Annotated in this window: 24 protein-coding genes; 15 read left to right on the plus strand and 9 right to left on the minus strand. The window is 68.0% G+C overall.

The features are described 5' to 3' along the window. The first annotated feature begins 1,148 nt into the window (after positions 1 to 1,148). The 5 genes from ASG30_RS04235 (at position 1,149) to ASG30_RS04250 (ending at position 6,147) form a co-directional block, all read left to right on the plus strand. The gene (locus tag ASG30_RS04235) at positions 1,149 to 1,817 is read left to right on the plus strand and encodes a YceH family protein (RefSeq protein ID WP_055893127.1); all 669 of its coding nucleotides are present in this window, start codon (positions 1,149 to 1,151) and stop codon (positions 1,815 to 1,817) included. Positions 1,818 to 1,887: 70 nt separating this feature from the next. Then, positions 1,888 to 2,142 carry a hypothetical protein gene (locus tag ASG30_RS04240; protein WP_055893129.1) on the plus strand — a complete coding sequence of 85 codons (255 nt, stop codon included), beginning with the start codon at positions 1,888 to 1,890 and terminating at the stop codon, positions 2,140 to 2,142. 103 nt (positions 2,143 to 2,245) lie between these two features. Continuing rightward, positions 2,246 to 3,349: a hypothetical protein gene (locus ASG30_RS22840; protein ID WP_200947241.1), complete on the plus strand. Its 1,104-nt coding sequence runs from the start codon at positions 2,246 to 2,248 to the stop codon at positions 3,347 to 3,349. Between the two features lie 216 nt (positions 3,350 to 3,565). Next, positions 3,566 to 4,885, plus strand: coding sequence for a sensor histidine kinase (locus ASG30_RS04245; RefSeq protein ID WP_162243708.1), 1,320 nt, complete (start codon positions 3,566 to 3,568; stop codon positions 4,883 to 4,885). Next, complete coding sequence (locus ASG30_RS04250; RefSeq protein ID WP_055893135.1) at positions 4,882 to 6,147, plus strand: sigma-54-dependent transcriptional regulator; 1,266 nt, start codon at positions 4,882 to 4,884, stop codon at positions 6,145 to 6,147. The genes ASG30_RS04245 and ASG30_RS04250 overlap by 4 nt, the downstream gene beginning before the upstream one ends. Before the next feature lie 16 nt (positions 6,148 to 6,163). Here the strand turns inward: ASG30_RS04250 and ASG30_RS04255 are convergent, their stop codons facing one another. Further along, on the minus strand, positions 6,164 to 6,415 hold the full coding sequence (locus ASG30_RS04255; RefSeq protein WP_055893139.1) for a hypothetical protein: 252 nt from the start codon (positions 6,413 to 6,415) through the stop codon (positions 6,164 to 6,166). Positions 6,416 to 6,740: 325 nt separating this feature from the next. Between ASG30_RS04255 and ASG30_RS04260 the strand changes: the two genes are divergently transcribed. The 3 genes from ASG30_RS04260 to ASG30_RS04270 all read left to right on the plus strand — a co-directional run bounded on the left by ASG30_RS04260 (position 6,741) and on the right by ASG30_RS04270 (position 8,501). After that, on the plus strand, positions 6,741 to 7,397 hold the full coding sequence (locus ASG30_RS04260) for an AzlC family ABC transporter permease (RefSeq protein ID WP_082521890.1): 657 nt from the start codon (positions 6,741 to 6,743) through the stop codon (positions 7,395 to 7,397). After that, a complete protein-coding gene (locus tag ASG30_RS04265) occupies positions 7,394 to 7,723 on the plus strand; it encodes an AzlD domain-containing protein (RefSeq protein WP_082521891.1) in 330 nt (109 codons plus the stop codon). Before ASG30_RS04260 ends, ASG30_RS04265 begins: the two co-directional genes overlap by 4 nt. A gap of 70 nt (positions 7,724 to 7,793) precedes the next feature. After that, on the plus strand, positions 7,794 to 8,501 hold the full coding sequence (locus tag ASG30_RS04270) for a class I SAM-dependent methyltransferase (RefSeq protein ID WP_055893142.1): 708 nt from the start codon (positions 7,794 to 7,796) through the stop codon (positions 8,499 to 8,501). On the opposite strand, the gene ASG30_RS04275 is transcribed toward ASG30_RS04270, so the two are convergent. From ASG30_RS04275 to ASG30_RS22410, 5 genes are all read right to left on the minus strand, one after another. After that, positions 8,479 to 9,435, minus strand: coding sequence for a polyprenyl synthetase family protein (locus ASG30_RS04275; protein WP_055893145.1), 957 nt, complete (start codon positions 9,433 to 9,435; stop codon positions 8,479 to 8,481). The two genes, ASG30_RS04270 and ASG30_RS04275, sit on opposite strands and share 23 nt — an antisense overlap. Before the next feature lie 12 nt (positions 9,436 to 9,447). Continuing rightward, positions 9,448 to 10,179 carry a hypothetical protein gene (locus ASG30_RS04280; RefSeq protein ID WP_055893148.1) on the minus strand — a complete coding sequence of 244 codons (732 nt, stop codon included), beginning with the start codon at positions 10,177 to 10,179 and terminating at the stop codon, positions 9,448 to 9,450. Between the two features lie 159 nt (positions 10,180 to 10,338). Beyond that, positions 10,339 to 11,703, minus strand: coding sequence for a hypothetical protein (locus ASG30_RS04285; protein WP_156385415.1), 1,365 nt, complete (start codon positions 11,701 to 11,703; stop codon positions 10,339 to 10,341). 355 nt (positions 11,704 to 12,058) lie between these two features. Continuing rightward, the gene (locus ASG30_RS04290; protein ID WP_055893153.1) at positions 12,059 to 12,850 is read right to left on the minus strand and encodes a 2-keto-4-pentenoate hydratase; all 792 of its coding nucleotides are present in this window, start codon (positions 12,848 to 12,850) and stop codon (positions 12,059 to 12,061) included. Further along, positions 12,843 to 13,016, minus strand: a complete 174-nt coding sequence (locus tag ASG30_RS22410) for a hypothetical protein (protein ID WP_156385416.1) — start codon at positions 13,014 to 13,016, stop codon at positions 12,843 to 12,845. The genes ASG30_RS04290 and ASG30_RS22410 overlap by 8 nt, the downstream gene beginning before the upstream one ends. A 265-nt stretch (positions 13,017 to 13,281) precedes the next feature. On the opposite strand from ASG30_RS22410, the gene ASG30_RS04295 reads away from it, so the two are divergent. Then, positions 13,282 to 13,575 carry a DUF4148 domain-containing protein gene (locus ASG30_RS04295; protein WP_055893156.1) on the plus strand — a complete coding sequence of 98 codons (294 nt, stop codon included), beginning with the start codon at positions 13,282 to 13,284 and terminating at the stop codon, positions 13,573 to 13,575. A 66-nt stretch (positions 13,576 to 13,641) separates the two neighbouring features. Here the strand turns inward: ASG30_RS04295 and ASG30_RS04300 are convergent, their stop codons facing one another. Continuing rightward, positions 13,642 to 14,256, minus strand: a complete 615-nt coding sequence (locus tag ASG30_RS04300; RefSeq protein ID WP_055893161.1) for a hypothetical protein — start codon at positions 14,254 to 14,256, stop codon at positions 13,642 to 13,644. 223 nt (positions 14,257 to 14,479) lie between these two features. Further along, on the minus strand, positions 14,480 to 15,229 hold the full coding sequence (locus ASG30_RS22045; RefSeq protein WP_200947242.1) for a hypothetical protein: 750 nt from the start codon (positions 15,227 to 15,229) through the stop codon (positions 14,480 to 14,482). A 147-nt stretch (positions 15,230 to 15,376) separates the two neighbouring features. Here ASG30_RS22045 and ASG30_RS22415 point away from each other — a divergent pair, with 147 nt between their 5' ends. The 4 genes from ASG30_RS22415 to ASG30_RS04315 all read left to right on the plus strand — a co-directional run bounded on the left by ASG30_RS22415 (position 15,377) and on the right by ASG30_RS04315 (position 19,162). After that, complete coding sequence (locus tag ASG30_RS22415; protein ID WP_156385417.1) at positions 15,377 to 15,835, plus strand: hypothetical protein; 459 nt, start codon at positions 15,377 to 15,379, stop codon at positions 15,833 to 15,835. Between the two features lie 538 nt (positions 15,836 to 16,373). Then, positions 16,374 to 16,898 carry a hypothetical protein gene (locus ASG30_RS22420; protein ID WP_156385418.1) on the plus strand — a complete coding sequence of 175 codons (525 nt, stop codon included), beginning with the start codon at positions 16,374 to 16,376 and terminating at the stop codon, positions 16,896 to 16,898. A gap of 56 nt (positions 16,899 to 16,954) precedes the next feature. Further along, positions 16,955 to 18,004 carry a hypothetical protein gene (locus tag ASG30_RS04310; protein ID WP_055893166.1) on the plus strand — a complete coding sequence of 350 codons (1,050 nt, stop codon included), beginning with the start codon at positions 16,955 to 16,957 and terminating at the stop codon, positions 18,002 to 18,004. A 228-nt stretch (positions 18,005 to 18,232) separates the two neighbouring features. Beyond that, positions 18,233 to 19,162, plus strand: coding sequence for a glycosyl hydrolase family 18 protein (locus ASG30_RS04315; protein ID WP_162243709.1), 930 nt, complete (start codon positions 18,233 to 18,235; stop codon positions 19,160 to 19,162). Between the two features lie 32 nt (positions 19,163 to 19,194). On the opposite strand, the gene ASG30_RS04320 is transcribed toward ASG30_RS04315, so the two are convergent. Next, positions 19,195 to 19,908: a GntR family transcriptional regulator gene (locus ASG30_RS04320; RefSeq protein WP_055893171.1), complete on the minus strand. Its 714-nt coding sequence runs from the start codon at positions 19,906 to 19,908 to the stop codon at positions 19,195 to 19,197. 102 nt (positions 19,909 to 20,010) lie between these two features. Between ASG30_RS04320 and ASG30_RS04325 the strand changes: the two genes are divergently transcribed. Then, positions 20,011 to 21,405 (plus strand): NAD(P)H-dependent oxidoreductase, encoded by a 1,395-nt coding sequence (locus ASG30_RS04325; RefSeq protein ID WP_055893172.1) that lies wholly within the window; start codon positions 20,011 to 20,013, stop codon positions 21,403 to 21,405. A 38-nt stretch (positions 21,406 to 21,443) separates the two neighbouring features. Continuing rightward, positions 21,444 to 22,454 carry a tripartite tricarboxylate transporter substrate binding protein gene (locus ASG30_RS04330; protein WP_055893175.1) on the plus strand — a complete coding sequence of 337 codons (1,011 nt, stop codon included), beginning with the start codon at positions 21,444 to 21,446 and terminating at the stop codon, positions 22,452 to 22,454.

Genomic DNA, 22,454 nt, shown 5'->3' on the forward strand with positions numbered 1-22,454 from the left:
GAGGGCGGCCACGGTTGTCAGGGCCAGCCCGGCCGGGAGTACGGGCTGCCCCAGCGGTGTGCGAGGACCCGCGCGGCCCTGGATGCGGCGCTCTGGGGAGCACTGCCCGCAGCGCCCATGCGCCTGGCCTTCGACGCCGGACGCCCGGTTGCGTCCGCTTGCGCCGGGTACCGGCGCCATTCGAACGGTGTGATGATTTCGGCCGGGGCTTGCCGCTTGGAGGTCTGCATCCGTCTCGCCTTCCATCTTGTTGACGAGCCATGATGCTGGACAACGGAACAGCCAGCCTGTCGGACGGCATCGCCCGACGCCGTCATCGTTGGCACTCGTGGTCGCGTTGGCTGCAAGCCCACGACGCTCGAAGAAGTCGGAAGCACTGGATCCCCGCCTTCGCGGGGATGACGGGGGCAGAAAATGCGACGGGCGTGCGGGGGCGGGCGAAAGCGCGGCGCAAAAGATTTGTTCTGCTCGCACTCCCACTCTGTTCCACGCGGCAGGCGGTGCCTGGCCCGGGCGATTTGTGGGACGAGCCGGGCTTTCCGCGGCCCGGCCGTTGCGAGCCGCAGGCGAGCTTGATGTCAACCTCTGACTCGCGGCCGCTGTCTGAACGGAGCTGCGTAGCAGCGCAGTGAGTTCTGCCGCGCAGGCCGGGCCGCGGAATGCCCTGCGAGTTGCGAGNTGGCCCGGGCGATTTGTGGGACGAGCCGGGCTTTCCGCGGCCCGGCCGTTGCGAGCCGCAGGCGAGCTTGATGTCAACCTCTGACTCGCGGCCGCTGTCTGAACGGAGCGCTGCGCAGCAGCGCGCAGTGAGTTCGGCCGCGCAGGCCGGGCCGCGGAATGCCCTGCGAGTTGCGAGCGCGAAGCGCGAGCGACCGGCCCACCATGAGCCCGGGCCAGGCACCGCCTGCCGCGCGGGCGCCGTGCCAAACAAGGAGCGGCCCTCACCCCAACCCGGAACCGATCCATGTTGCGTGCGGCGAGGCGCGCCCGGCTTTCAAGCGCGCGTTCGCGGCCCAATTCGCCGTCTTCACGGGCAGCCAGCCGCGATAGGAGAAAGGCGAGCCAGCCGTGCTGCCGATCCTGTCCGTGCCTGCTTCTGCACGCCCGTGCGCGGGGTACATTGCGTGTGTCGCGTCACACGAAATCCGATGTCCAACCTTCGCGCGCTCTCCCTGTTTGAAGTTCGCGTTCTCGGCGTGCTGTCCGAGAAACAACGCACGGTGCCCGACAGCTATCCGCTGACGCTCAACTCGCTTGTCTCCGGATGCAACCAGAAGACGAGCCGCAACCCGATCATCGAAATCTCCGACGCCGAGGCCCAGGCCACCCTGGACAGCCTCAAAGCCCTGAGCCTCGTGACCGAATCGAGCGGCGGACGCGTCTATCGCTACGGGCACAACCTGGACGGTGTGCTGAAGATCCCCTCCCAGTCGATCGTCCTGCTCACCGTGCTGATGCTGCGAGGGCCACAAACGCCGGGCGAACTTCGGATCGCTTCGGAGCGCATGCACAATTTCGCCGACATCTCTTCCGTCGAAGGCTTCCTGGAGGAGTTGGCCGACCGCGCCGCCGGCGCTCTCGTGCGCAAGCTTGCGCGGCTTCCCGGCGCGCGGGAAAGCCGCTGGACGCACCTGCTGGCCGGTGAGCCGGCAGGGGGCGAAACGGCGGGCCTCGACGAAGCCGGCACCGGAGACCTCTCGCTGGGCGAGGTCGCGGCCTTGAAGGCCCATGTGGCGCGACTCGAGGCCGAGCTCGCGGGCGTGAAGGCGCTCCTGGGCCGTGTTTGCTCCGAGCTGGGGATCGATGGATCTTCCTGATGCCGAGCGCAGGGCCGCTCCTGGATGTCCGCCCGGACTGGGCAAGACGGGACGGCGCTAAGCTTTCGCCATGCCAGAAGCCGCCTTCACCACGCCCGATTACAAGCTCTTTCCGTCACCGCGAAACCAGCACCGCGAGGTGTTCCTGCACGAGGTGTTCGTGCCCCATCCTTACGCGCTCATCGACCTGCCCAGCTTCTACCTGCAGGGGAAGTACAGCCTGTTCGCGGCGCACCGGCTCGCCGACGGAAAGAACGGGCAGCTGGTCACCTTCGAGCTGGAGGCCGACGCGCTCAAGTTCAGCTCGAAGTTCAAACCCGACTGAAGCGGCGCTTCGCTCCGGTTACCGGTGCAAATGCCGGTAAACGCTCTCGACGGTACCGGGTGCGCCACCGTAACGTGAGCCGTTCCTTCGGAGCGCGCCCACCATGCAGTTCAGGAATCCCCGCAGTCTCACGCCGGCCGTGGTCACCCTCCTGGTGGCGGGATGCGGCGGCGGGGGAGGAGGGGGCGGCGGAGGAACCGCCCCCGAAGCCCAGGGCCTGGCGCTCAGGAACACCGCCGAGGGCCTGTGGACCGGCCAGACGTCGTCGGGCCTCACCGTCGATGCGGTCGTGCTCGAAGACGGCGAGACCTGGGGGTTGTATTCCGACGGCGACCTCATCGTGCGCGCCGTGCAGGGGAGCACGACGACGGCGGGCGGCAACCTGGTCGCCACGCTCACGGACTACTCGCTTGTCGACGACACGGTGGCGGATGCCGTCTTCACCGGCGCCGTGCGGGAGAAGGCCACCATCGATGCGACGGCTTCGACGGGAACCCGGCTGCTGCTGTCCTATGACGTCAACTACGAGAAGGCCGCATCGAGCGCGCAACTCGCGGGCACCTACGGTGTCGGCGCTGCCGGACAGGTCACCGTCGACACGTCCGGCCAGTTCACCTGGATCGCTTCCGCGCAATGCACGCTCGCGGGCCGGCTGACGCCCCGGCCGTCGGGCCGGAACGTCTTCGACGCAGCCTTGACCTATTCCGGGACCGCCTGCGTCCACGGCAACGGGACCCCGATCTCGGGTGTGGCCTACCTGGACGCGGCTTCCGCGCCGGCGCGCCTCGTGGCCCTGGCCCTGCGGCCGGACCGCGTGATCGGCTTCTTCGCCATCGGCGTGCGGCAGGCCGATCCTGTCGGCCAGGGCGCTGGCACTCCCGCGCCACCGCCACCGCCACCGCCACCGCCACCGCCTCCGCCTCCGCCTCCGCCTCCGCCTCCGCCTCCGCCTCCGCCTCCGCCTCCGCCTCCGCCTCCGCCACCGCCACCGCCACCGCCACCGCCGCCGCCGCCGCCGCCGCCGCCGCCGCCGCCGCCGCCAGAGCCACCAGAGCCACCAGCGCCACCAGCGCCACCAGCGCCACCAGCGCCACCAGCGCCACCAGCACCCCCAGCACCCCCGGCACCCCCGGCACCCCCGGCACCGTCACCGCCAGCACCCTCGCCGGACGACGACGACAACTCCGGTCCCGGCTCGGGCGGCTGAACTGCGACAGCTCATCCGGGTGCGCCGATCGAAGGGCGTCGGTAGCGCCCAGCTCTTCCCTGTCGCCATCCTCGCTCGATGTTTCCAGATGTCCTGGAGACCCCCCCACCGCCGAGGCACATGCCAAACTGAGCTGGTCTTCCCGTGCGCACGCTCCTGCGCCGGGAGCGCCGGGCAGTACGGGCGACCAAGGAGATGCACAGCCAGGAGGCGGGCATGCAAAGGCCTTTCCAGCTGACCCGGTGGTTCGCCCTGATCGGGCTCGCCGCGATCGCTGCCGTGACCATCGCTTCCTCGCTCCTGCTCTCGCGTTTCCTCATGGGCAACATGCTCTACCGCGACGCGGCGATCAGCATGGAGTTCGTGCGCAGCATCGCGGCGGTGCAGGAGGCGCGGGGCTACTTCACGGGCGAGCGCGCGGCCGACCGCAACCTGGTCGAGTTCTTCAACCACATCTCCACGATGCCGCACGTCCTGCGGGCCAACGTGTTCTCGCAGGAGCGCAAGATCATCTGGTCCAGCGACGCCAAGCTGATCGGACGGACCTTCGGCCGCAACCCCGAGCTGGAGGCGGCGCTGAACGGCAACCTCAGGATCACCGACGCGGGCAGCTGGAAACCCGAGCACCTGTTCCTGGAGGGCAGTGCCGGCCGCTTCGTGGAGCAGTACCTGCCGGTGCACAGCCAGGGCGAGGTCATCGGCGTGGTGGAGGTCTACAAGGACCCGCGCATGCTGATCTCCTCCATCAGCGAGGGGCTGCGCTGGGTGTGGGCCTGCAGCTTCGCCGGCGGAGCGTTCCTGTTCGCGGTCCTGTTCTGGCTGGTGCGCCGCGCCGACCGGATCATCCGCAGCCAGCAGACGCGGCTGGTGGAGAGCGAGTCGCTCGCGGCAGTGGGTGCGATGACCTCGGCGATCGCCCACGGCATCCGCAACCCGCTGGCCTCGATCCGCTCCAGCGCCGAACTGGAGCTGGAGAGCGCGCCGGCGATCCGGCGGGAAACCTGCGAGGACATCCTGGCCGAAGTGGACCGGCTGGAACGCTGGATCCGCGACCTGCTCGCGTACTCGCTGCCGGAAACCGGCGAGCCCGAGGACGTGCGCGTCTCGGACGTCCTGCACGACAGCCTCGCCGAGTTCTCCGATGCGTTCCTGCGCAAGAACATTGCCGTGAACTGGGTGGACAGGCACCCCTCGGTCCAGGTGCTGGGCGACCGCGGGCTGCTCACGCAGGTCTTCAACAGCCTGTTGACCAATGCGATGGAAGCCATGCCCGCCGGCGGGAGCCTGACCATCGAGACCAGCTTCCCGGAACGCGGGGGCCTGCTGCGCGTGCGTCTCACCGACACGGGCGTGGGCATCCAGCAGGAAGCCCTGTCCGACGTGTTCCTGCCGTTTCGCAGCAGCAAGCGCACCGGCCTGGGCGTGGGTCTTCCCCTGGCCAAGCGGATCCTCGAGCGCTTCGGCGGCAGCATCCGCCTGGCGAGCGCCCCGGGGTGCGGCACGACCGTCGACGTGCACCTGCTGGAGGCGCGATGAACAACGTCGTGCTGGTCGTCGAGGACAACGCCATCCTCGCGAAGAACATCGAGCGCTACCTGCGGCGCTTCGGCTACGACGTCCACACGGCCGGCGAAGCTTCCGAGGCCTTCTCGCTGATGAGCGTGATCGATCCGCGGCTGGTGCTGGTCGACTACGGCCTGCCCGGCCTGAGCGGGCTGGACATCCTGCACCGGCTGCAGCAGCGGCGCGCCCTGAGGACGGTGATGATCACCGGGCAGGGCAGCACCCAGGTCGCCGTGGCCGCGATGAAGGCAGGCGCGTGCGACTACCTGTCCAAGCCGTTCACGCTGGACGACCTGAAGCGGGTGGTCGACACGGCGATGTCGTCCGATGCGCATGCCCCGCTGGACCCGCCCGATCTCGTGCGGCAAGCCAGCAGTCCCCTGGCCCACGGGAGCCGCCTGGACGGGCTGCTGGGCCAGTCGCCCGCGATGCTGGCCGTCAAGGCCCAGGCGGCTCGCCTGCTGGACGACGAGTACGCGATGCGCCACGGGCAAAGGCCGGTCGTGCTGATCACCGGAGAAGCGGGAACCGGCAAGGAGATGCTGGCGCGTGCCCTCCATGCGGACGGCCCTTTCGGCACGCACCCGTTCGCCGTGCTCGATTGCAGGTCGATGACCGCCGACGAGGTCATGCCCACCAGCGGGACCGTGTTCCTCGACGACCTGGGCGAACTCGATCCCTCACGGGTGCCGCAATTGCTGCGGGTCCTCGACGCCGAGCCGCAGCCGGCTTCGCGGCTGTTCCGGGCGGCCCGCACGAACCGCCGGTTCATCGCCGCTGCGAGCGGCCTCCTTCGCGGCGACCTGCTGGCGCGGCTGAAGGGGGTCCACCTCGAGCTGCCACCCCTGAGGGAACGCGGCGAAGACATCCCGATGCTCGCGAACCACTTTCTCCGCGTGCATGGCGGGCGCTACGGCAGGCCGGGCCTGTCCCTCTCCGCTGCGGCACGCCGTCAACTCGCCAACCATCCGTGGCCCGGCAACGTGCGCGAGTTGAGCGATTGCATGGAGAGGGTGGTGGCGCTCACGCACGAGCACCTGATCGGCGGCCACGCGCTGAACCTGGGGCTGGGCGCGCCGGATGCGCAGGATGCGCAGGAGCTTCAGTTGCGCGAGGCCCTGGAGCGCAGCCGCTGGAACGTCGCGCGCGCGGCCAAGCTGCTCGGGGTCACGCCCGACACGCTGCGCTACCGCATGGAGCAGCGGGGCCTGCACCCGGGCCGGCCACCGTCGTGATCGCGACCCATGGGCGTCAATGCACGAGGTCCCCGTTCGGGATCACGAAGACCTGGTCCGTTCCCGACCGCACGAGCACGACGCTCGCCGCGGCATCGATGGACCGCAGCTCGACCTTCCAGCGGCCGTTCAGGAGTTGCTCGAGGGCCGTCACGCGGTACAGGTGAGGGTCGTTCGTGAGCTGCAGGAGGTCCGCCACGCTCAACTTGCGGACGGTTCGAAGTGCGTTCGCCCCCTTGGGCGCAACCTGGCGCGTGATGACATCCATGGGCAATCTCCTCGATGCAAGTGGTCCCGGCGGCTTCCTGCAGCTGTAGGTTTGCGCCGACCCGGGCGTAGGAGTTTGCTTGCGGCTGCTCGTCCATGCCTGTGAAGGACCATTGCTCACGTAATGAAAGGTGGAGCTGGCGCGCGCGCCTCGTGCCGGCGGCGGCCGTCACGTCCCTGCAAGCGATCAGCTCGAGTGCCGCGAGACAATCCGGCGTTTGGGAGGATGTGTGTCGCTGAGGTCCGCAGTCGCGTCATTCCAGGCCGAGGCGGTCGCCCTCGTGCGTCGACCCCTGTTCCGCGAAGGGGCAGGCGAGGCCCTCCCGATGGCGATCGGCGTGGCCGCGTGGGGCCTGGTCGCGGGCGTGGCGATGGCCAAGAGCGGGATGGGCGTGCCGCTCGCCATCCTGATGTCCATCGTCGTGTATGCCGGCTCCGCCCAGATCGCGGCCCTGCCGCTGATCGCGGCAGATGCGCCGACGTGGGTGGTCTGGGCCACCACCCTGTGCGTCAGCCTGCGGTTCCTGGCGTTCAGCTTCCACTACCGACCCTACTTCGCGCATCTCTCCCGCGGCAGGCGGGTTGCGCTGAGCTTCCTGATGGGCGACACGAACTTCGCGCTGTTCATCCGCCGGTTCCCCGAGGCCGTTGCGGGCCACAGGCACGAAGACTACTTCCTGGGCAGCTCGCTCGTGACATTCGGGGTGTGGCAGCTTTCCATCATCTCGGGAATCGTCGCGGGCCACGGCATCCCGGATGCCTGGGGGCTGGGTTTCGCCGGCACCATGGCCCTGCTCGCGCTCACCTGCACGCAGCTTCGCAACCCGCTCACCTGGGTGGCCGCGGTGGTCGCCGGCTGTGCCGCGATCGCGGCGTACGCGCTGCCCCTGAAGCTGAACATCGTTGTCGCGATCGCGGCCGCGGTCGCCGTCGGCGTGCTGGCGGACCGCACGTCGGCTTTCCGTGCAGGGGGCAGGCGGTGAGTCCGTTGGAGATCTTCTTCACCACGCTCGGCATGGCCTTGATCACGCTGGTCTGTCGCTCGTTCTTCCTCCTGCCGAAAGAAGACCTGCCCATGCCGCTCTGGCTGCGCGAGGGGCTCCGGTATGCCCCCATAGCCGCCCTTGCCGCGGTCGTTGCCCCGGAGCTGGTGATGACGCAGGGCCACCTGATCGGCACCTGGCGGGATGCACGCATCTTCGGCGCCCTGGCCGGCCTGGCGTTCTATGCATGGCGGGCGAGCCTGTTCGGCACCATCGTGGTCGGGACGGGCGTCATGCTGGTCCTGCGATTCGCGCTGGGTTGGTAGGCCGGGCTTGTGCAAAGGCCGGCAGCGGCTCACGCTACGGTTTTCCCTCTAAGCCTGGGAGGTCCTTGTGATGCCGCCTGAACCGGGAGATGCGCGGCTGGCGCTGGTGGAGCGGTTCTTCCAGGGCACGGGCAGCAGCTACGACCACATGGTCGATGCCGCCACCTTCGGCATCGACCGGTTGTGGAAGCGACGGATCGCCCGGCTTGTCCCGCCCCGGTCGCGGCGGGTGGCCGACCTGGCCTGCGGGACGGGCATCTCCACGTTGGCGATCGCGCGCCGCCTGCCCCACTGCCAGGTGGTCGGTGTCGAGCTGCGCGACGAGTACCTGGCGATCGCGCGCGAGAAGGTGCGACGGCGAGGTCTGTCCAGCATCGAATTCGTCCTCGGCCGCGCCGAGGACTACCGGTCCCAGGCGCCTTTCGACTGCATCAGCTCTTCCTACCTGGCCAAGTACGCCGACCTGCCACGGCTGGTGGCCAACGCCCGGGACATGCTCGAGCCTGGCGGGCTGTTCCTGATGCATGACTTCACCTACCCGCCCAAGCCTCATCTCGTGGCCGTCTGGCGCCTCTACTTCAAGGCCCTGCAGCGGCTGGGCAGCCCTTTGTTTCCAGCCTGGCGCGAGATCTTCCATGGCTTGCCGCAGCTGATCGAACAGACCCGGTGGCTGCAGGAGTTGCCCGATGCCTTGCAGGCGCACGGTTTCGTCGAGATCCGCCGGATCGACCTGACGCTCCATGGTTCGGCGATCGTCACGGCACGCCGACCGACATAGCCCGGACGATGTGGCGGGGAGCGCTGGCCAGCAGTGCGCCGTGCGGACCGTCTGGAAGCTGGGCTGCGGCAGCCAGTGCCTGCTGCAGGCGCACTTCGATCGCCGCCAGCATCTCGCTGCGCAGGCGCGGCCGCAGCCGTGCCGCATGGCCGGGCGTGAGGGGGAAAGGCTCCTGCGCCAGGTCGGCGCAGAAATGCCAGACGGCAGGGCCCAGCAGGCGCAGTTGCGCCGCCATGGGCGGACGGTCCGCGGCCCGCTCGACCAGGTCCTCGAGATCGTCGGCAAGCTGGTAGGCCTCGCCGGTTCGGGCGCCGTACTCGAACGCGTGCGCCGCGACGGACGCGGACGCACCCGCCGCGAGGGCCCCCATGCGGCCCGCCGTACCGAACAGGACACCGGTCTTGAGGTGGATGAGCTCCGGATAGAGCCTGGACCTCCCGGGGCCGGAAGACCGTGGGTCGGCCTGCACCAGCTCCTGGTAGGCCCCCGCGGCCATGGTGGCGATCGCCCCTGCCAATGCGAGACCGTCGTCCTGGCTCAGTTCCACCATGCGTTGCAACGCGGTGGCGAACATCAGGTCGGCCACCAGCACCGCGCCGCGCTGCCCCTCGGTGGTCCAGGTGGCCGGGCGATCGCGGCGCGAGGTGTCGCCGTCGACCAGGTCATCGTGGATCAGCGACGCCGCGTGCACGCATTCCACGGCCATCGCCCGCGGAACGGCCGCCGCCGGCTTTCCGCCCAATGCGTCATTCAACAGGCACACGAGGCAGCCCCGCAGGCGCTTGCCACCTGCGAGCGCCGCACGGACGGCGGCCAGACGGGTGGCAGGAAGACGGTCGAAGAAGCGCGGGAGGGTGCGTTCGAACTCGTCGTCCAGGCGCTCCCGGGTGGTCTCCCAGTAATCCTCGAACGAAGTCTCGAGGGGCGGCGCCATCTCGTCACTCGCTCAGCCAGCCCAGCGCCAGGCCGCCAGGCCTGCGCCCAGCACGATCACCCCCAGGCTCACGGCCTTGAGGATCGACTCGAACTGCCGCTGGCAGATGCGCTCCGTTTCGGACGGGGGCTCGGTTGCTGCCCTGCGCCGCAGGGTCTTGTAGGGCCGCGACGCCTTGATCTCGACCAGGGCCAGCAAGGCCGCGGCGGTCGCGACCAGCAGGGCCGCCCACGAAAGCGTGTTGGTCTGCAGGACATGGCCGGCCAGCACCGGCAGCCCTCCCCAGGACAGCGCGAACCAGCCATCGGTGTGGAACCGCCCTCGGTACCACTCGAGGTTGTAGGCGAGCAGGAAGAAGCCCTCGGCCGCGGCGATCCAGCCCAGCATGGGTGCGTCGCGCAGCATGTAGTAGATGCCCATGGCATAGGCGAGGACCAGCGAGCCGGCGGCCACGCCCCAGAGCTGGCGCCGCGAGAAGACGCTGCCCCAGGGCTTGGTGCCCCGGCTGCCCACGGCATCCAGCGCGTGGGCCGCCACGCCGAGGGCCAGGAAGTAGATCACCACGATGGCCGCCACCCGATCCCAGTGGACCGTCTCGGCCAGCATCGAGCCGATGACCGTGAACGCCAGGACCATCCCCGTGTAGGGCAGGAACAGCAGGCCCATCGCGACCCGAAAGCGCAGCGGACCGAAGCTCGGGACGAACCACTCGTTCAGCCTTGCCCCGTCTTCCGGGCGACTCATGGGGTCCTCCTGTGGGGCCAAACCTGCTCGGCTTGATGTTTACAGGATTTGGCCCTGGAGGGTGATACCGAACGTGGCCGCGGCGTTTCGCTCGACCGCGGGCGTGAGGCTCAACGTTGCCGGGCGCGTGGCGCCGGCGCGGGCAGGGAACGGGTCCGCCTACCGAGTGAACCGGACAAGCACCGTCTCGAAGTTCCCCGCGTACGCCGTGCGCCCATCCGGAGTCATCATCGGAGCAACCGAGTCGAGCACGACCCCGGCGGCATTGGCCAGGCTGCCCCCCGCGGGGGTGACAGCGCCACGGACCGCGGAGACGCTCTTCGTCGCGTCGACCAGTGCATAGGGCGGCGCAACCGTCGTGGCCGCAGCAAAGATCACCGTGCCGTTGCCGGCGACGCCCACGCCATGGCCGCTTTCGAACCCCGGTCCGCCCCACGTCACGGCGTCCAGGCCCTTGCCCTGGGCGTCCACGTGGAAGACGATCGCCTCGTCGGCGCCACTCTGGAAGCTCGCCTGTCCGGCGACATGGATGGATCCATCCGGGGCCAGAGCCACGGCGGCGCCGGAGGTGCCGTTCTTGCCGCCCCATTGGCGATCGAACACCAGCGCGCCGTCGGTCGAGAGCTTGACGACCAGGGCGTTGATGCCCACGAGCTTCTTTCCCGCCTGGATGGCGCCGGCAAAGATCGGGCCGCCGTCGGAGGCGACCGTCATCCCGCCCCGCGCGTCCACCGTCCCGCCGGCGGCGTACAGCATGTCCCAGACGAGCGCGCCGCCGCTCGTGAGCTTGAGGGCCAGGACATCGAACTCGAACGATCCGTCAGTGCGCATCTTGCTTCCTGCCGCGTAGACATGGCCGTCGGCTCCGACGGCGACCGCCGAACCGGAAGCGTCGTTCCAGATCCGTTGCCAGGGCGATGTCCCGTCCGCGTTGAACTTCACGACGAAAAGGCCGGCCGTCCCGGCCTGGTTGTCGCGTTGGGTGCCCGAGATGTAGGCGGCTCCTGCCGCGTCCGTGGCGACGGCCTCGCTCTCCTCGCGCGTGGCGCCGCCTCCCCAGGTCTTCTGCCACAGGAGGTTGCCCAGGGAATCGAACTTCAGCAGCACCGCATCGCCGCCGTTCTCCTCCGCAAGGCCGGTCACGTACACCGAGGCCTGGTCGGGCGTGAGCGCCACGGTCGGCGCACGTCCCCCGCCGCGCTGGGTGTTGCCGGTCCAGACGGTCTGCCAGTCGACCGATCCGGTGGGCGAGAACTTCACCAGGAAGATCGCCGGGCGCGGGCCGCCGAACTGATCCGTCGTGAAGCTGTCGGACAGGCCCACCATGTACGAACTGCCGTCCGTGGCGACGGCCACGCCGTGCGGGATGTCGGACCCCAGGCCGCCCCAGGACGTCTCGGACAGGAGCGTCTGGGCCTGGGCGGTTCCTCCAAGAAAGGCCGTCGCCAGGACTGCGGAACTCATCAGGCGGATGACCCGCGTGAGAAGGCAGGTTCCCCCACGGATCGCACTTGCAAGGTTCATGGCTACTCCTCGTGAAGCAAGGTTCCCGACGACTTCAAGGCGCGCCTGCGCGGCGGTGTCTCTGCATGGATGCGGCCGTGAAGTCCATCGGGCGATCACCGCCATCGCCAGTGCTGCATGGCGCGTGCCCGGCCGCGCGAGCGCAGCCCATCCGCAGCGAAGAGTCGCCAGCGTTTGCGCTTTCGTCCTTTTTTCCCAGCGTCAGCAAGAGCGTGGTGGGGGAATTCACCCTGGCACCGGGTCAACTGCCCCGCATCGGGGGGCAAGAAAAAACGGGGCCGACCTGGCCCCGCTCTGCTAACCCCGGGGCCGGCGCCAGGCAAACGTGGTAGCCCGGAGGTCTTCCTCGGCGCCCTCAGGCGAAGCTGGCGCGAACGCGACCGATCCAGCCGAAGTCCGCTTCCACGGCCTGGCCGGGGACGACCGGGATCGGCGCGACGCAGGCCCCGGTCGTGACGAACTGGCCGGATGCAATGGGCTGGCCGGCACCGCTCAGTTCGTTGACCAGCCACACCAGCGCGTCGACCGGGTCGCCCAGGACGTTGCTGCCAAGCCCCTGCGGGCGGCGGCCGTCGCTCACCAGGGCCTGCACCGCCAGCGTGGGCAGCTGCTGCAGGCGCAGCGCGTCCGGCGCCACCGGGGCGCCCACCACCATGTCGTTGGTGCAGGCGCAATCGGCGATCAGCTGCGCCTCGCCGGCGCGCTCGAACTCGAGGAACCTCGAGTCCGGCGCCTCGATGCCGGGATGCAGGCTGGCCACTGCGGCCAGCACCTCGTCCCGTCCATAGCCCGACGCGCGCGGCGCGAGGGCACGTGCGAAGCGGAACACGATCTCGCATTCGGCGACCCGCATGCGGTTGGCGTCCAGCAGGATCTGCGCGCCGTCCGCCCGCACGCGGTGCGCGAACACCGGTCCGGCGAGGGGGCCGCTCACGGCGATGTGCTGCTGGCCGGCCTGGCTGGTGGCGGCGATCTTCCATCCCGCCACCGGCTGGCCCAGCACGCCGGGCCACTGCGACTGGATGGCGTAGCCCTCGGCCCGCGTGGCGGGCCGCCACTCTTGCGGAAGGGCATCGATGTGCTCGCCGCCGGTCCAGCTGCGGGCAAGCAGCCGGGCGGCGGCGAGAGGGATGCTGGGTTCACGCATGGTCGGCTCTCGATAGCAAACGCTGGCCTTTCAGCATGGCCTCGCGCAGTTCGTCGTCGACGCGGAAACCCGGGAAGTGCGTCGCGACCAGCTTGTCGAGATCGGCCGAGTTCGGCTCCTTGCCGAGGGCGTCGAAAGCCTTGTCGAGCGTGTCCGGGTGGCACATGGTCGGTCTCCTGATCAGGGGTGCGCCAAGCTTACTGCGGCACAGCTGCAACGACGGCCTGGCTGCGCGACATGCACGCATCGCCCCCTCACGCGTTCGGTCGAGCAGGGCTAACGGTCAGCTAAGAGAGTGCTAAGGGCCGGCTAAGCGCGCTTTCCTACAGTGGGAACACGGTTGATGCGCGGCCCGCCAGGGCGGCAGCGGCCGCAAGAGCCATCCCGTTTGCTCGTTGTCCGTCCCACTGAATGCTCGAAAGGTTTGCACCATGAACACCAAGGCCCTCTTTGCCATCGCTGCCCTTGCCGCCGCCGCTTCCACGGGCGTGCGCGCCGACGAAGCCGATGCCTCGCAGTACGTGATCTCGTTCGAAGGCAGCCGCACCCGCGCCGAAGTCCAGGCCGAGGCCGCGCAAGTCGCCAGGAACCGCAGCATCGAGCCCGCGGGTTCGCGCGTCGCCGACCCGATCCGCTCCACCGTGGACGCGCAGGTGCTGCGCGCGCAGGCCGCGGAAGCCGTCCGCCTGGGCCGCATCTCCCATGGCGAAACCGGCGGCGTCTGAAACAGCCCCCGCAACCAAAGCAAAACGCCCCTTCCGGGGCGTTTTTTCATGCGGTGAACGCGCTGCTCAGCGGCTGCCGTGCTGCCGCTGCCAGCTGCCGTAGGCGTCGTCCATGCGCTGGCGCCGGTTGCTGTCGCCCCGGTCGTCGGTGGAGGCGCTGCTGACAGCGGGGCCGGCGCCCATGGCCGTGCGGCCGCCGCGGTCGTCGCCCATTCCACGCTCCGCCGGCCCCGGCGGCAGCTTGCGGGCGATGGCCTCGCCGGTGTTGCGCACCTTCGAGGCGGCCTTGCGGGTCACGTCGCCGGTCACTTCGGCGGCGCGATCGACGCCCCGCTTGGTCGCCTTGCCCGCGCGCTTGGCACCGTCGACGCTCTTGTCCGCGACGTTGCCGGCCTTCGCGCGGTTCTCGGCGCGCTGGGCGGCATCGGGGGTGGCCTTGTCCGCGACCTCGGCCGCCTTGGCGCGGTTCTTGGCGCGCTGGGCGGGGCCGGGGGTGGCCTTGTCCGCCATTTCACCGGCCTTGGCGCGGTTCTCGGCGCGCTGGGCGGGGCCGGGGGTGGCCTTGTCCGCCATTTCACCAGCCTTCGCGCGGTTCTCCGCGCGCTGGGCGGCATCGGGGGCCTGGGCGATGGCGGAGCCGCAAAGCAGGGCGGCGGCGATGGCGATGGGTACGAGCTTCATGGAGGGTCCTTCCAGCAGGGACTGCAGATGGTCCTATCAGAACCGTAAGGGCCGCGCGGGGGTGTCGGAGGATGCAGCAAGAGGATGTCGGGCGGCTTCCCCGGTGGCTCTTCCAGGATCGGACGGCGGACCGGAGCCGGGGCTGAAAGTCGCCGGGACTACGTGGTCCAGCTTCGAAAGGACTCTATCGGAGGGGATGCGTAGCTGTCGGTCCGAGTACGGCTCAGCAAGCGGCCGAGCCTGATCCAAGCCTGAAAAAGCCAAGTGTCAGGTCATTAGAAGCAGTGCGGGCAAGCCAGGAAATTGCAGCCGCCTCCTGGTCCATCTGGGCCTGGAACTTGCCGTAGTTCGAAAGATGAAGATGAAGATGAACCTTGGTCGCCCCTCGGGAGTAGAGGACCGGGAGGATCTCGGATGAACGACTTTGTGAAGTCAGCCAGGCAAAGCGTCTGCTTGCCAGCATGAGTCGCATCACACTCGCCGAAAGAAAGAAATGCTGGGGCTTCCCTGCAGAAATGAGTGAATCGATCCATCCCAAGTGGTCCACGGAAAAATCCGTTACTTCCAGCTTGTTCCGACCCACTGTCGGAACGTGCAGAAGCTCCACGAAGGACACGTTGGCCGCGTCGCCGCACTGGAAACCAAGACGCGCGAAGTTCTGGTGGTATCGCCTGCCGTCACCCCGGTACATAGGGGAGAGAAACGGGTGGTGAAATCCATGGCGTCTCCAGAACGACACTCCGTCTCGGTGGTACTCGAGCACGCTGTCATAGATGGACGATTGTTCGAGCGCCGGGGCGTAGTTCGCGTCCAACCCGATGAAAACGAACTGAGCCAAATCCGGAGATGCTCCCTGGAAGGGCCGATCCCGAAAAAGACTGTTCAACGCTGCGCTCGGATGAGTTTGATACACGCCGCCTCGCCTTGCGTCCTCGACGCTGTGATAGCTCAGGTCGGCCGGATCGTCCCACATCTGCCGTGGGTGCGGGGCGTCTCGATCGCGCGTACAGATAATTGCGACATGTCGTGCTCTTCAATGCTCCGTGATTTGCCTCCGGCATCAGTGAAATGTTGCTGAGCACTCTCGTTGAGAGAATGCCGGTTCGCTAAGGGCACCTGCATGTTCAACCTGGATTGGCTGAGAAGTGTTTTTCTCGGGGAGCCGCCCCCGAGTGCACGGTTCGATCTGCAAGTGCTACCTACGTCCAACGCCAGTGAGCTTCTATCCAGATTCGGTCGTGCGGAGTTCCCTGCGCCAGTTCAACGGCGCGGCCTCAATTTGCGACCTCGGGAGTCGATCCCGGAGGAATTCCTGGCGCGCCAGACTCCGGAAGGCCGTACGCGCCTTCTCGAAGTGATCGACTACAGAGACCGACTGCAGGAAGTTCTGGACTCCGACTGGTCAGAGCTCTCACCCGAACAGATGTACGTGCGAGCGCTCGAAGGCTACCGGTGGCTGAATCTGCTTGAGAACGCCATGGCGAAAGGACCGCAACAGTTCACGCTCCATCTGGACAACGTCACTGAGGTTCTGGAGTACGCAATCCATCAGGCGCAGCCGCGGCGTCGAGCGGCGTGAAGTGAGTCGCCTGCGCAGGCCGACTAGCCCAAAAGAGTCAGGCAATCAACTGCAGAGCTTCGCTATCGGCAATAGTGCCAGTGCCGAGCCAGCGTGCTGACCGGGAGTCCTTGCAAGCATGCATCGCCACTCGGGCAGATGGGAGATCGCCTGTGAGAGATTCAATTGATCCTATTCTTCGACGCGCCATCACCCCAAACGCGGTAAGGAGCGACGGCCCTCTCACCTTACCTCGCAGTTTTGGTGTGTACCGGATCCCAAGTTCCTCGCGTTCGACGCGCAGCTACAGATTTGGGAACCACCCGATACGGCAGTGGGAGCTTGAGCGCGAATTCGGTGAATGCCGGCTGGAGCATCTCTTTACCGCTCGGGAGGACGCGCGTGCCGTTGCCTTGGCTCTCGCCGAACGCACCGCAGGCCAAGTTCCATGATCGATCGGTCCCAGCATGGAGGCAGTTGTCATGGGTGACCTCTCGAGCCCTGAAGGCCGTGAGGTGGGGGCATACGTTTCGAGATGAACAGGTTCTTGGGGTGAAACATGAAACGCGCCTACCTCGGTGACTCGTACGACGCAGTGAAAAGGCTTTGGAGCGCGACGTTCGCTGAGTGGGCGCCGCTCTATGCGGAGTCGGGATTCGTTCCGAAGGAACTTCATTCTGATTACGAGAGACTCACTCGCATCCCCCTGCTTCGCGATCGAAGGCCGGAGGCCTACGCGATCCTGAACGATCCAGACACCGGTGTTTATCATCCCGCACGAGTGTCGCAGCGTGTCACCAGATCTCACGCGAGCCTTGATCTCATATGCATGCAGCTGGCGGACCCCTCTGTCAGGTGTGTTGTCACCTTCGACCAGAGCACCCTGCGATCGCCTGGAACGCCTGCGCTGAATCAGCGAGCGGCGAAACTCGCTTGGCTAAAGGAGAGTGGACTCTTCGCGTTTTACTATGCCTCGCATGCACCGTTCCTTTTCGCGTTCGGCAGCGAACATGCGCTTGCCCAGACGCGTCGTCGCCTTGAGAAGCAAGGAATTCCAGGCACCCGATTCCAGTACGCTGAGTGAAGGCCTGAAGGCCCAGATGGACTGAGCGGTCTGTCAATTCCCCGCCACCTCTGAACATGGCCATCTACAAGTTCAACCTTGAAAACGTTTCGCTCGCGGCCGTGGCCCCGTCGCAGTTCGCCGCTCTGGGAGTGAAAGAGCGCGAACACTTGCAACGCGCGCTTAAAAACAACATCGAAGTTATTGCCCCCGGCACGTTGGTCCTCACCGAGGAGTTCGGACGCTGGGAAGATGCCAAGCGCCGAATCGACCTGCTGTGCTTGGACAAGGATCGACAGCTGGTGGTCGTTGAGCTCAAGCGAACAGACGATGGCGGTCATCTGGAACTGCAGGCGCTCCGGTACGCTGCAATGGTCTCCGCAATGACCTTTCAGCAGGCCGTCGCTGCTCACGCGGCATACCTCGCGAATAAAGGGACTGAAGGAAGCACAGCTGAGGCGCGAGTACGTGAGTTTCTGGATGCGCCAGAAGGCCCCATCACATTGAGTACAAAGGTAAGGATCGTCCTTGCCTCTGCGGACTTCTCGCGTGAAATCACAACCACCGTGCTGTGGCTGAACAGTCAAGGACTGGACGTCACGTGTGTACGCCTGCAGCCGCTGCGCGTCGGAGGGTATTTCGTGATCGACGTGCAGCAGGTGATTCCATTGCCAGAAGCGCAGGCTTACCAGATCGCCATCCGCGACAAGGCAAATCAACAGGAGAAGGCCGAAGCTAGTGGGCGCGACTTCACAAAGTACGAAGTGACGACATCTTTCGGGACCTCCACTGGTTTGCCCAAAAGAAGATTTATGTTCGAGGTGGTCCGCGAAGCGATCAAGCATGGTATTACCCCAGAGAAGATCAACGAGGCGGTGCCATGGAGACGCACGACCATGTTCCTCAAGGCACCAGGCTTGCTCAAGGCTGGTGAGCTGATGGAGCAATTCGCGGACAAGAACCCAGCTCGGTACTTCAGCGATGACGAGGAATTGTTCCACGTCAACGACTACACCTACGCCATGAGCAACCAATGGGGCTTGAGTACCGAGGATGCTGCAAGAAACGTGATTCAGTTGCTGCCAGCGGGCGCTGTCACGTTTCTCGCGCTGACTGCGCAGGAGTGACTTGGCGTGCGGGGCGCGCGCCGTTGCTAGAAGGTGCCGGGGTCATCGCATGGGCCTGTATTACTCCGGCGAATCATTTCCGGGCGAGGCATCGTCCGGGATGCCTGCGTGCGCACCGCCCTCCGCAGGGCGACGCGCGCCGCATCAACAAGGATGCGTTTGGAGTGCATGGTTTCGTCTTCCTCCTGCAGCAAACGGGTTAAAGCCGGCCCGCATACCATCTGCGCGATGAGTGCTCACCGTGGTTTTCGATCCCCGGACCTCGGGCGCCGGGCGCTGCTGGCCACCCTGCCGTCGGCCCTCCTGGGTTGCGGGGTGGCCGTGCCTTCACGCTCGCAGGCCGTGCATTCGCAGCCACGCCCCTCGGCCAGGGTGCTGGCCTGCTACTACGCCGCGTGGGACACCCGGACGTACGCGATCAGCGACGTCCCCGGCGAATTCGCCGTGATCTACCTGTTCCACGCGAAGCCCGCCGGCCCCAGGGCCAACGGCAGCTGGAACAACGTGGGCGACGGCTCGTTCCGGTTCGAGCACCACGCCGAGGTCCCCTCCGCGCAGGTCCAGCGGTGCCGCGCCCGCGGGCAGAAGGTGATCCTCACGGTCGGCGGCGAGCGTGCGGGCTTCAATTTCGACGACCGGCGCAAGAGCCGCAACTTCGTCGACTCGTTCCGGGGCATGCACGACCGGCTGGGCGGCGTGGATGGCTGCGACTTCAACAACTTCGAGGCGAAGGTCGGCTCCTCGCCCGCCGAGATGGTCTGGATCGCGCAGCAGCTGAAGGCCTGGTACGGGCCGGACTTCGCCATCACGGCCCCGCCGGAGCCGAACTCGCTGGAGGACCGCGCGTTGCTCAAGGCGATGGCCGAAGCGGGCGTGCTGAGCTGGGCGGCGCCCCAGTACTACGGCTGGTCGGGCTTCAACGCCCCGGGCTTCATCCGCAACCGCACCGACGACTGGGTGCGCGACCTGGGCGCCGACAAGGTGATGCTGGGCCTGGCCGCCGACGCCACCAGGGGTCCATCGCTGCAGGACTGCATCCGGGAATGGGAAGCGGTGAAGGCCAGCCACCCCGGCATCCGCGGCCTGTTCTGCTGGAACGCCCAGTTCAACCTGGCCGGCGGCAACGCCTGGGGCAGGGCGATGAGGTCGCGGCTGTAGCCCGCGTCGGCGCGCGGGCGTGAGGCTGCTGTTCAGTGCACGGCGGGCTTGCGGCCGGCGCGGGGCGGCGCATCCGCCGCCGCGTCGCGCGTCTGCAGCAGCTGGCGCGAGACGACCCAGCCGTTGCGGTGGTGCTGGCGCAGCAGTTCCCGCAGCACGGCACCGGCGCGCTGGCGCAGCGCGTCCAGCACGGTGGCGTGCTCCTGCACGGCCCGCTCCCAGCGCTCGTGCTGCTGGTTGCCGGCGTAGCGGTAGCGCTGGATGCGCGCGCACTCGCTGGCGTAGATGCGCGAGAGCACCGGGTTGCGGGCGGCGTCCACCATGCGCTGGTGGATGGCCTGGTTGAGGCGAAAGTAGGTCATCAGGTCGCCGTCGCGCCAGGCCTGCTCCATGCTTGCATGCAGTTCCCCGATCGCGGCGAGCTCGGCGTCGGTGATCTGCTCGCAGGCCGGTTCGGCCGCCAGGGTCTCCAGCCCGATCAGCACCTCGATGGCCGCGGCCACTTCTTCCACGGACAGGGCGGTGACGACCGCGCCCCGGTTGGGCTCGATGCGCACCAGGCCCTCGGCTTCCAGGATCTTGAAGGCCTCGCGCAGGGGCGTGCGCGACATGCCCTCCAGCTGGTCGGACACCAGCCGCTCGGTGATGCGCTGGCCGGGCGTCAGCGAGCCCGAGACGATCAGTTCACGCAGCCGGCGGGCCGCCACCAGCGTGCGCGTGCCGCGGTCTTCCGGAAAGGAGGTCATGGACCGGTATTGTGTGGTGCATGCAATCCATGTCAATAACGAGCCATATACGGGGAATTACGGAGATCGGTCCGCAAGATTGCATGCAATAGTCGCGGACCCATGAATCTCCTGACCCACTACGCCGCCGCCCAACGCCCCGTCGAGACCTGCGTCGTCGGCAGCGGCGGCTTCGGCCGCAGCTTCCTGGCGCAGGCGCTGCGCATCCCCCTGGTGAAGTGCCGCGTGGCGGTGGACCGCGAGGCCGGCATCGCCGCCGAGGCCCTGCGCTCCATCGGCCTGTCGCCCGACCAGTTCGCCGTCTGCGAGACGCCCGAGCAGGCGGCTTCTGCCTGGCAGCGCGGCCTGCACATCGCCGCCGGCGACGTGTCGGTGGTCCTGGGCCTGCCGCTGGACCTGCTGATCGAGGCCACCGGCCATCCGGAGGCGGGCGCGCGCCATGCGCGGCTGGCGATCGAGGCCGGCCTGCACGTGGCCCTGACCTCCAAGGAAGTCGACAGCGTGGTCGGCCCCGGGCTGGCGCACCTGGCGCAGCAGAAGGGCCGTGTCGTGACGCCGGTGGACGGCGACCAGCCCTCGCTGCTGATCGGCCTGGTCACCTGGGCGCAGACGCTGGGCCTGGAGATCGTCTCGGCCGGCAAGTCCAGCGAGTACGACTTCGTCTTCGACGCCAAGGCCGAGACCATCGAGAGCAACGGCAGGCGCATCCCGGCGCCCGGCTTCGGGATGCTGTGGACGCTGGGCGATGGCGATGTCGCCACGCTCGCGCGCGCCCGCGCCGAGGCCTGCGCCGCCCTGCCGCAGCGCGCCGTGCCCGACCTGTGCGAGCTGCTGGTGGTGGCCAACTCCACCGGCCTGGTGGCCGACCGCAAGGACCTGCACGCGCCCATCGCCCGCATCACCGAGGTGCCCACCGCCTTCGTGCCGCGCGAGGCCGGCGGCCTGCTGGAGCGCCCCGGCACGCTGGACGTCTTCCATTGCCTGCGCGCGCCGCAGGAGGTGAGCCTGGCGGGCGGCGTGTTCGTGGTCGTGCGCTGCGAGGACGAGGAGACCTGGCGCCTGCTGGATGGCAAGGGCCACGTCCTGAGCCGCGACAAGAAGCACGCCATGCTGTCCATCCCGCGCCACCTGCTGGGGCTGGAGGCGGCGACCAGCGTGCTCGACGCGGTCGTCCTCGGCCGCTCCAGCGGCGCGCAGCAGCCCAAGCCGGTGCTGGACCTGGTGGCCCGCGCGACGCAGGCGCTCAAGTCCGGCACCCGGCTGGAGATGGGCGGCCATCACCACGCCATCGCCGGTGTCGCGGCCGACCTGATCGCGGCCGCCCCTCTGGGCGATGAAGCGCCCGCGCCGTTCTACCTGGCCGCCAACCGCCTGCTGGTGCGCGACGTCGCCGCCGGCCAGCCGATCCGCCTGGCCGACATCGCCATCGAGCCCGGCTCGGAACTGCTGTCGCTGCGCCGCCAGCAGGACGCCCACTTCTTCCCGCAGGGCCGCTGAAGCGCGGCCCGCACGACCCCACCCCCCAAGGAGACACCATGCCCCAGCCTTTCGCCTCCCTCGCCCAAGCCGGCGCGGTCGCCCTCGTGGCCGCCGCGGCCCTGCCCGCGATCGCCGCCGACTGGAAGCCCTCGCGCCCGGTCGAATTCATCGTCACCGCCGGCCCCGGCGGCGGCACCGACCAGTTCGCGCGGGTCGTGCAGTCGGTGGTGCAGAAGTACAAGCTGATGCCGGTGCCCGTGGTGGTCAGCAACAAGAGCGGCGGCGCCGGCACCGAGGGCCTGATCGCGGCCAAGGCGGCCAAGGGCGACCCGCACAAGCTGGTGTTCTCCACCAACCTGGCCTACCTGATGCCCATGATCACCAAGGTGGGCTACAGCATCGACGACGTGACGCCGGTGGCCATCATGGCGGCCGACGAATTCATCCTCTGGTCCAACGCCGAAGGCCCGTACAAGACCGCCCGGGAGCTGATCGCCGCGGCGAAGGCCAAGAACGGCGGGTTCAAGATGGGCGGCGCGCAGTCCAAGGACACCGACCACATCCTCACGCGCCAGGTGGAGAAGGCCACGGGCATCACCGTCACCTACGTGCCTTTCAAGTCGGGCGGCGAGGTCGCGGTGCAGCTGGCCGGCGGCCACGTCGAGGCCAACACCAACAACCCTTCGGAGAACATCTCGCACTGGCGCGCCGGCAAGGTGCGGCCGCTGTGCGTGTTCGCCAAGCAGCGCCTGCCCATGAAGGACAAGGTGGCCGGCGACATCGGCTGGAACGACATCCCCACCTGCAAGGAGCAGGGCATCGCGGTCGAGGAGTTCCGCATGCCGCGCACCGTGTGGGCCATGGGCGACATCACGCCCGAGCAGTCCGAGTACTTCCGCAAGGTGATGGCGCAGGTGCGCGAGAAGCCCGAGTTCAAGGAGTGGCTGCACAAGGGCCTGCAGAGCGACATGTTCATTACCGGCACCGAGCTGGCGCGCTACATCGCCAACGACAAGGCCAACCACAAGGTCCAGTTCAGCCAGGACGGCTGGCTCCTGAAGGACTGA

This window comes from Ramlibacter sp. Leaf400 (genome assembly GCF_001424545.1).
Classification (GTDB): domain Bacteria; phylum Pseudomonadota; class Gammaproteobacteria; order Burkholderiales; family Burkholderiaceae_C; genus Ramlibacter.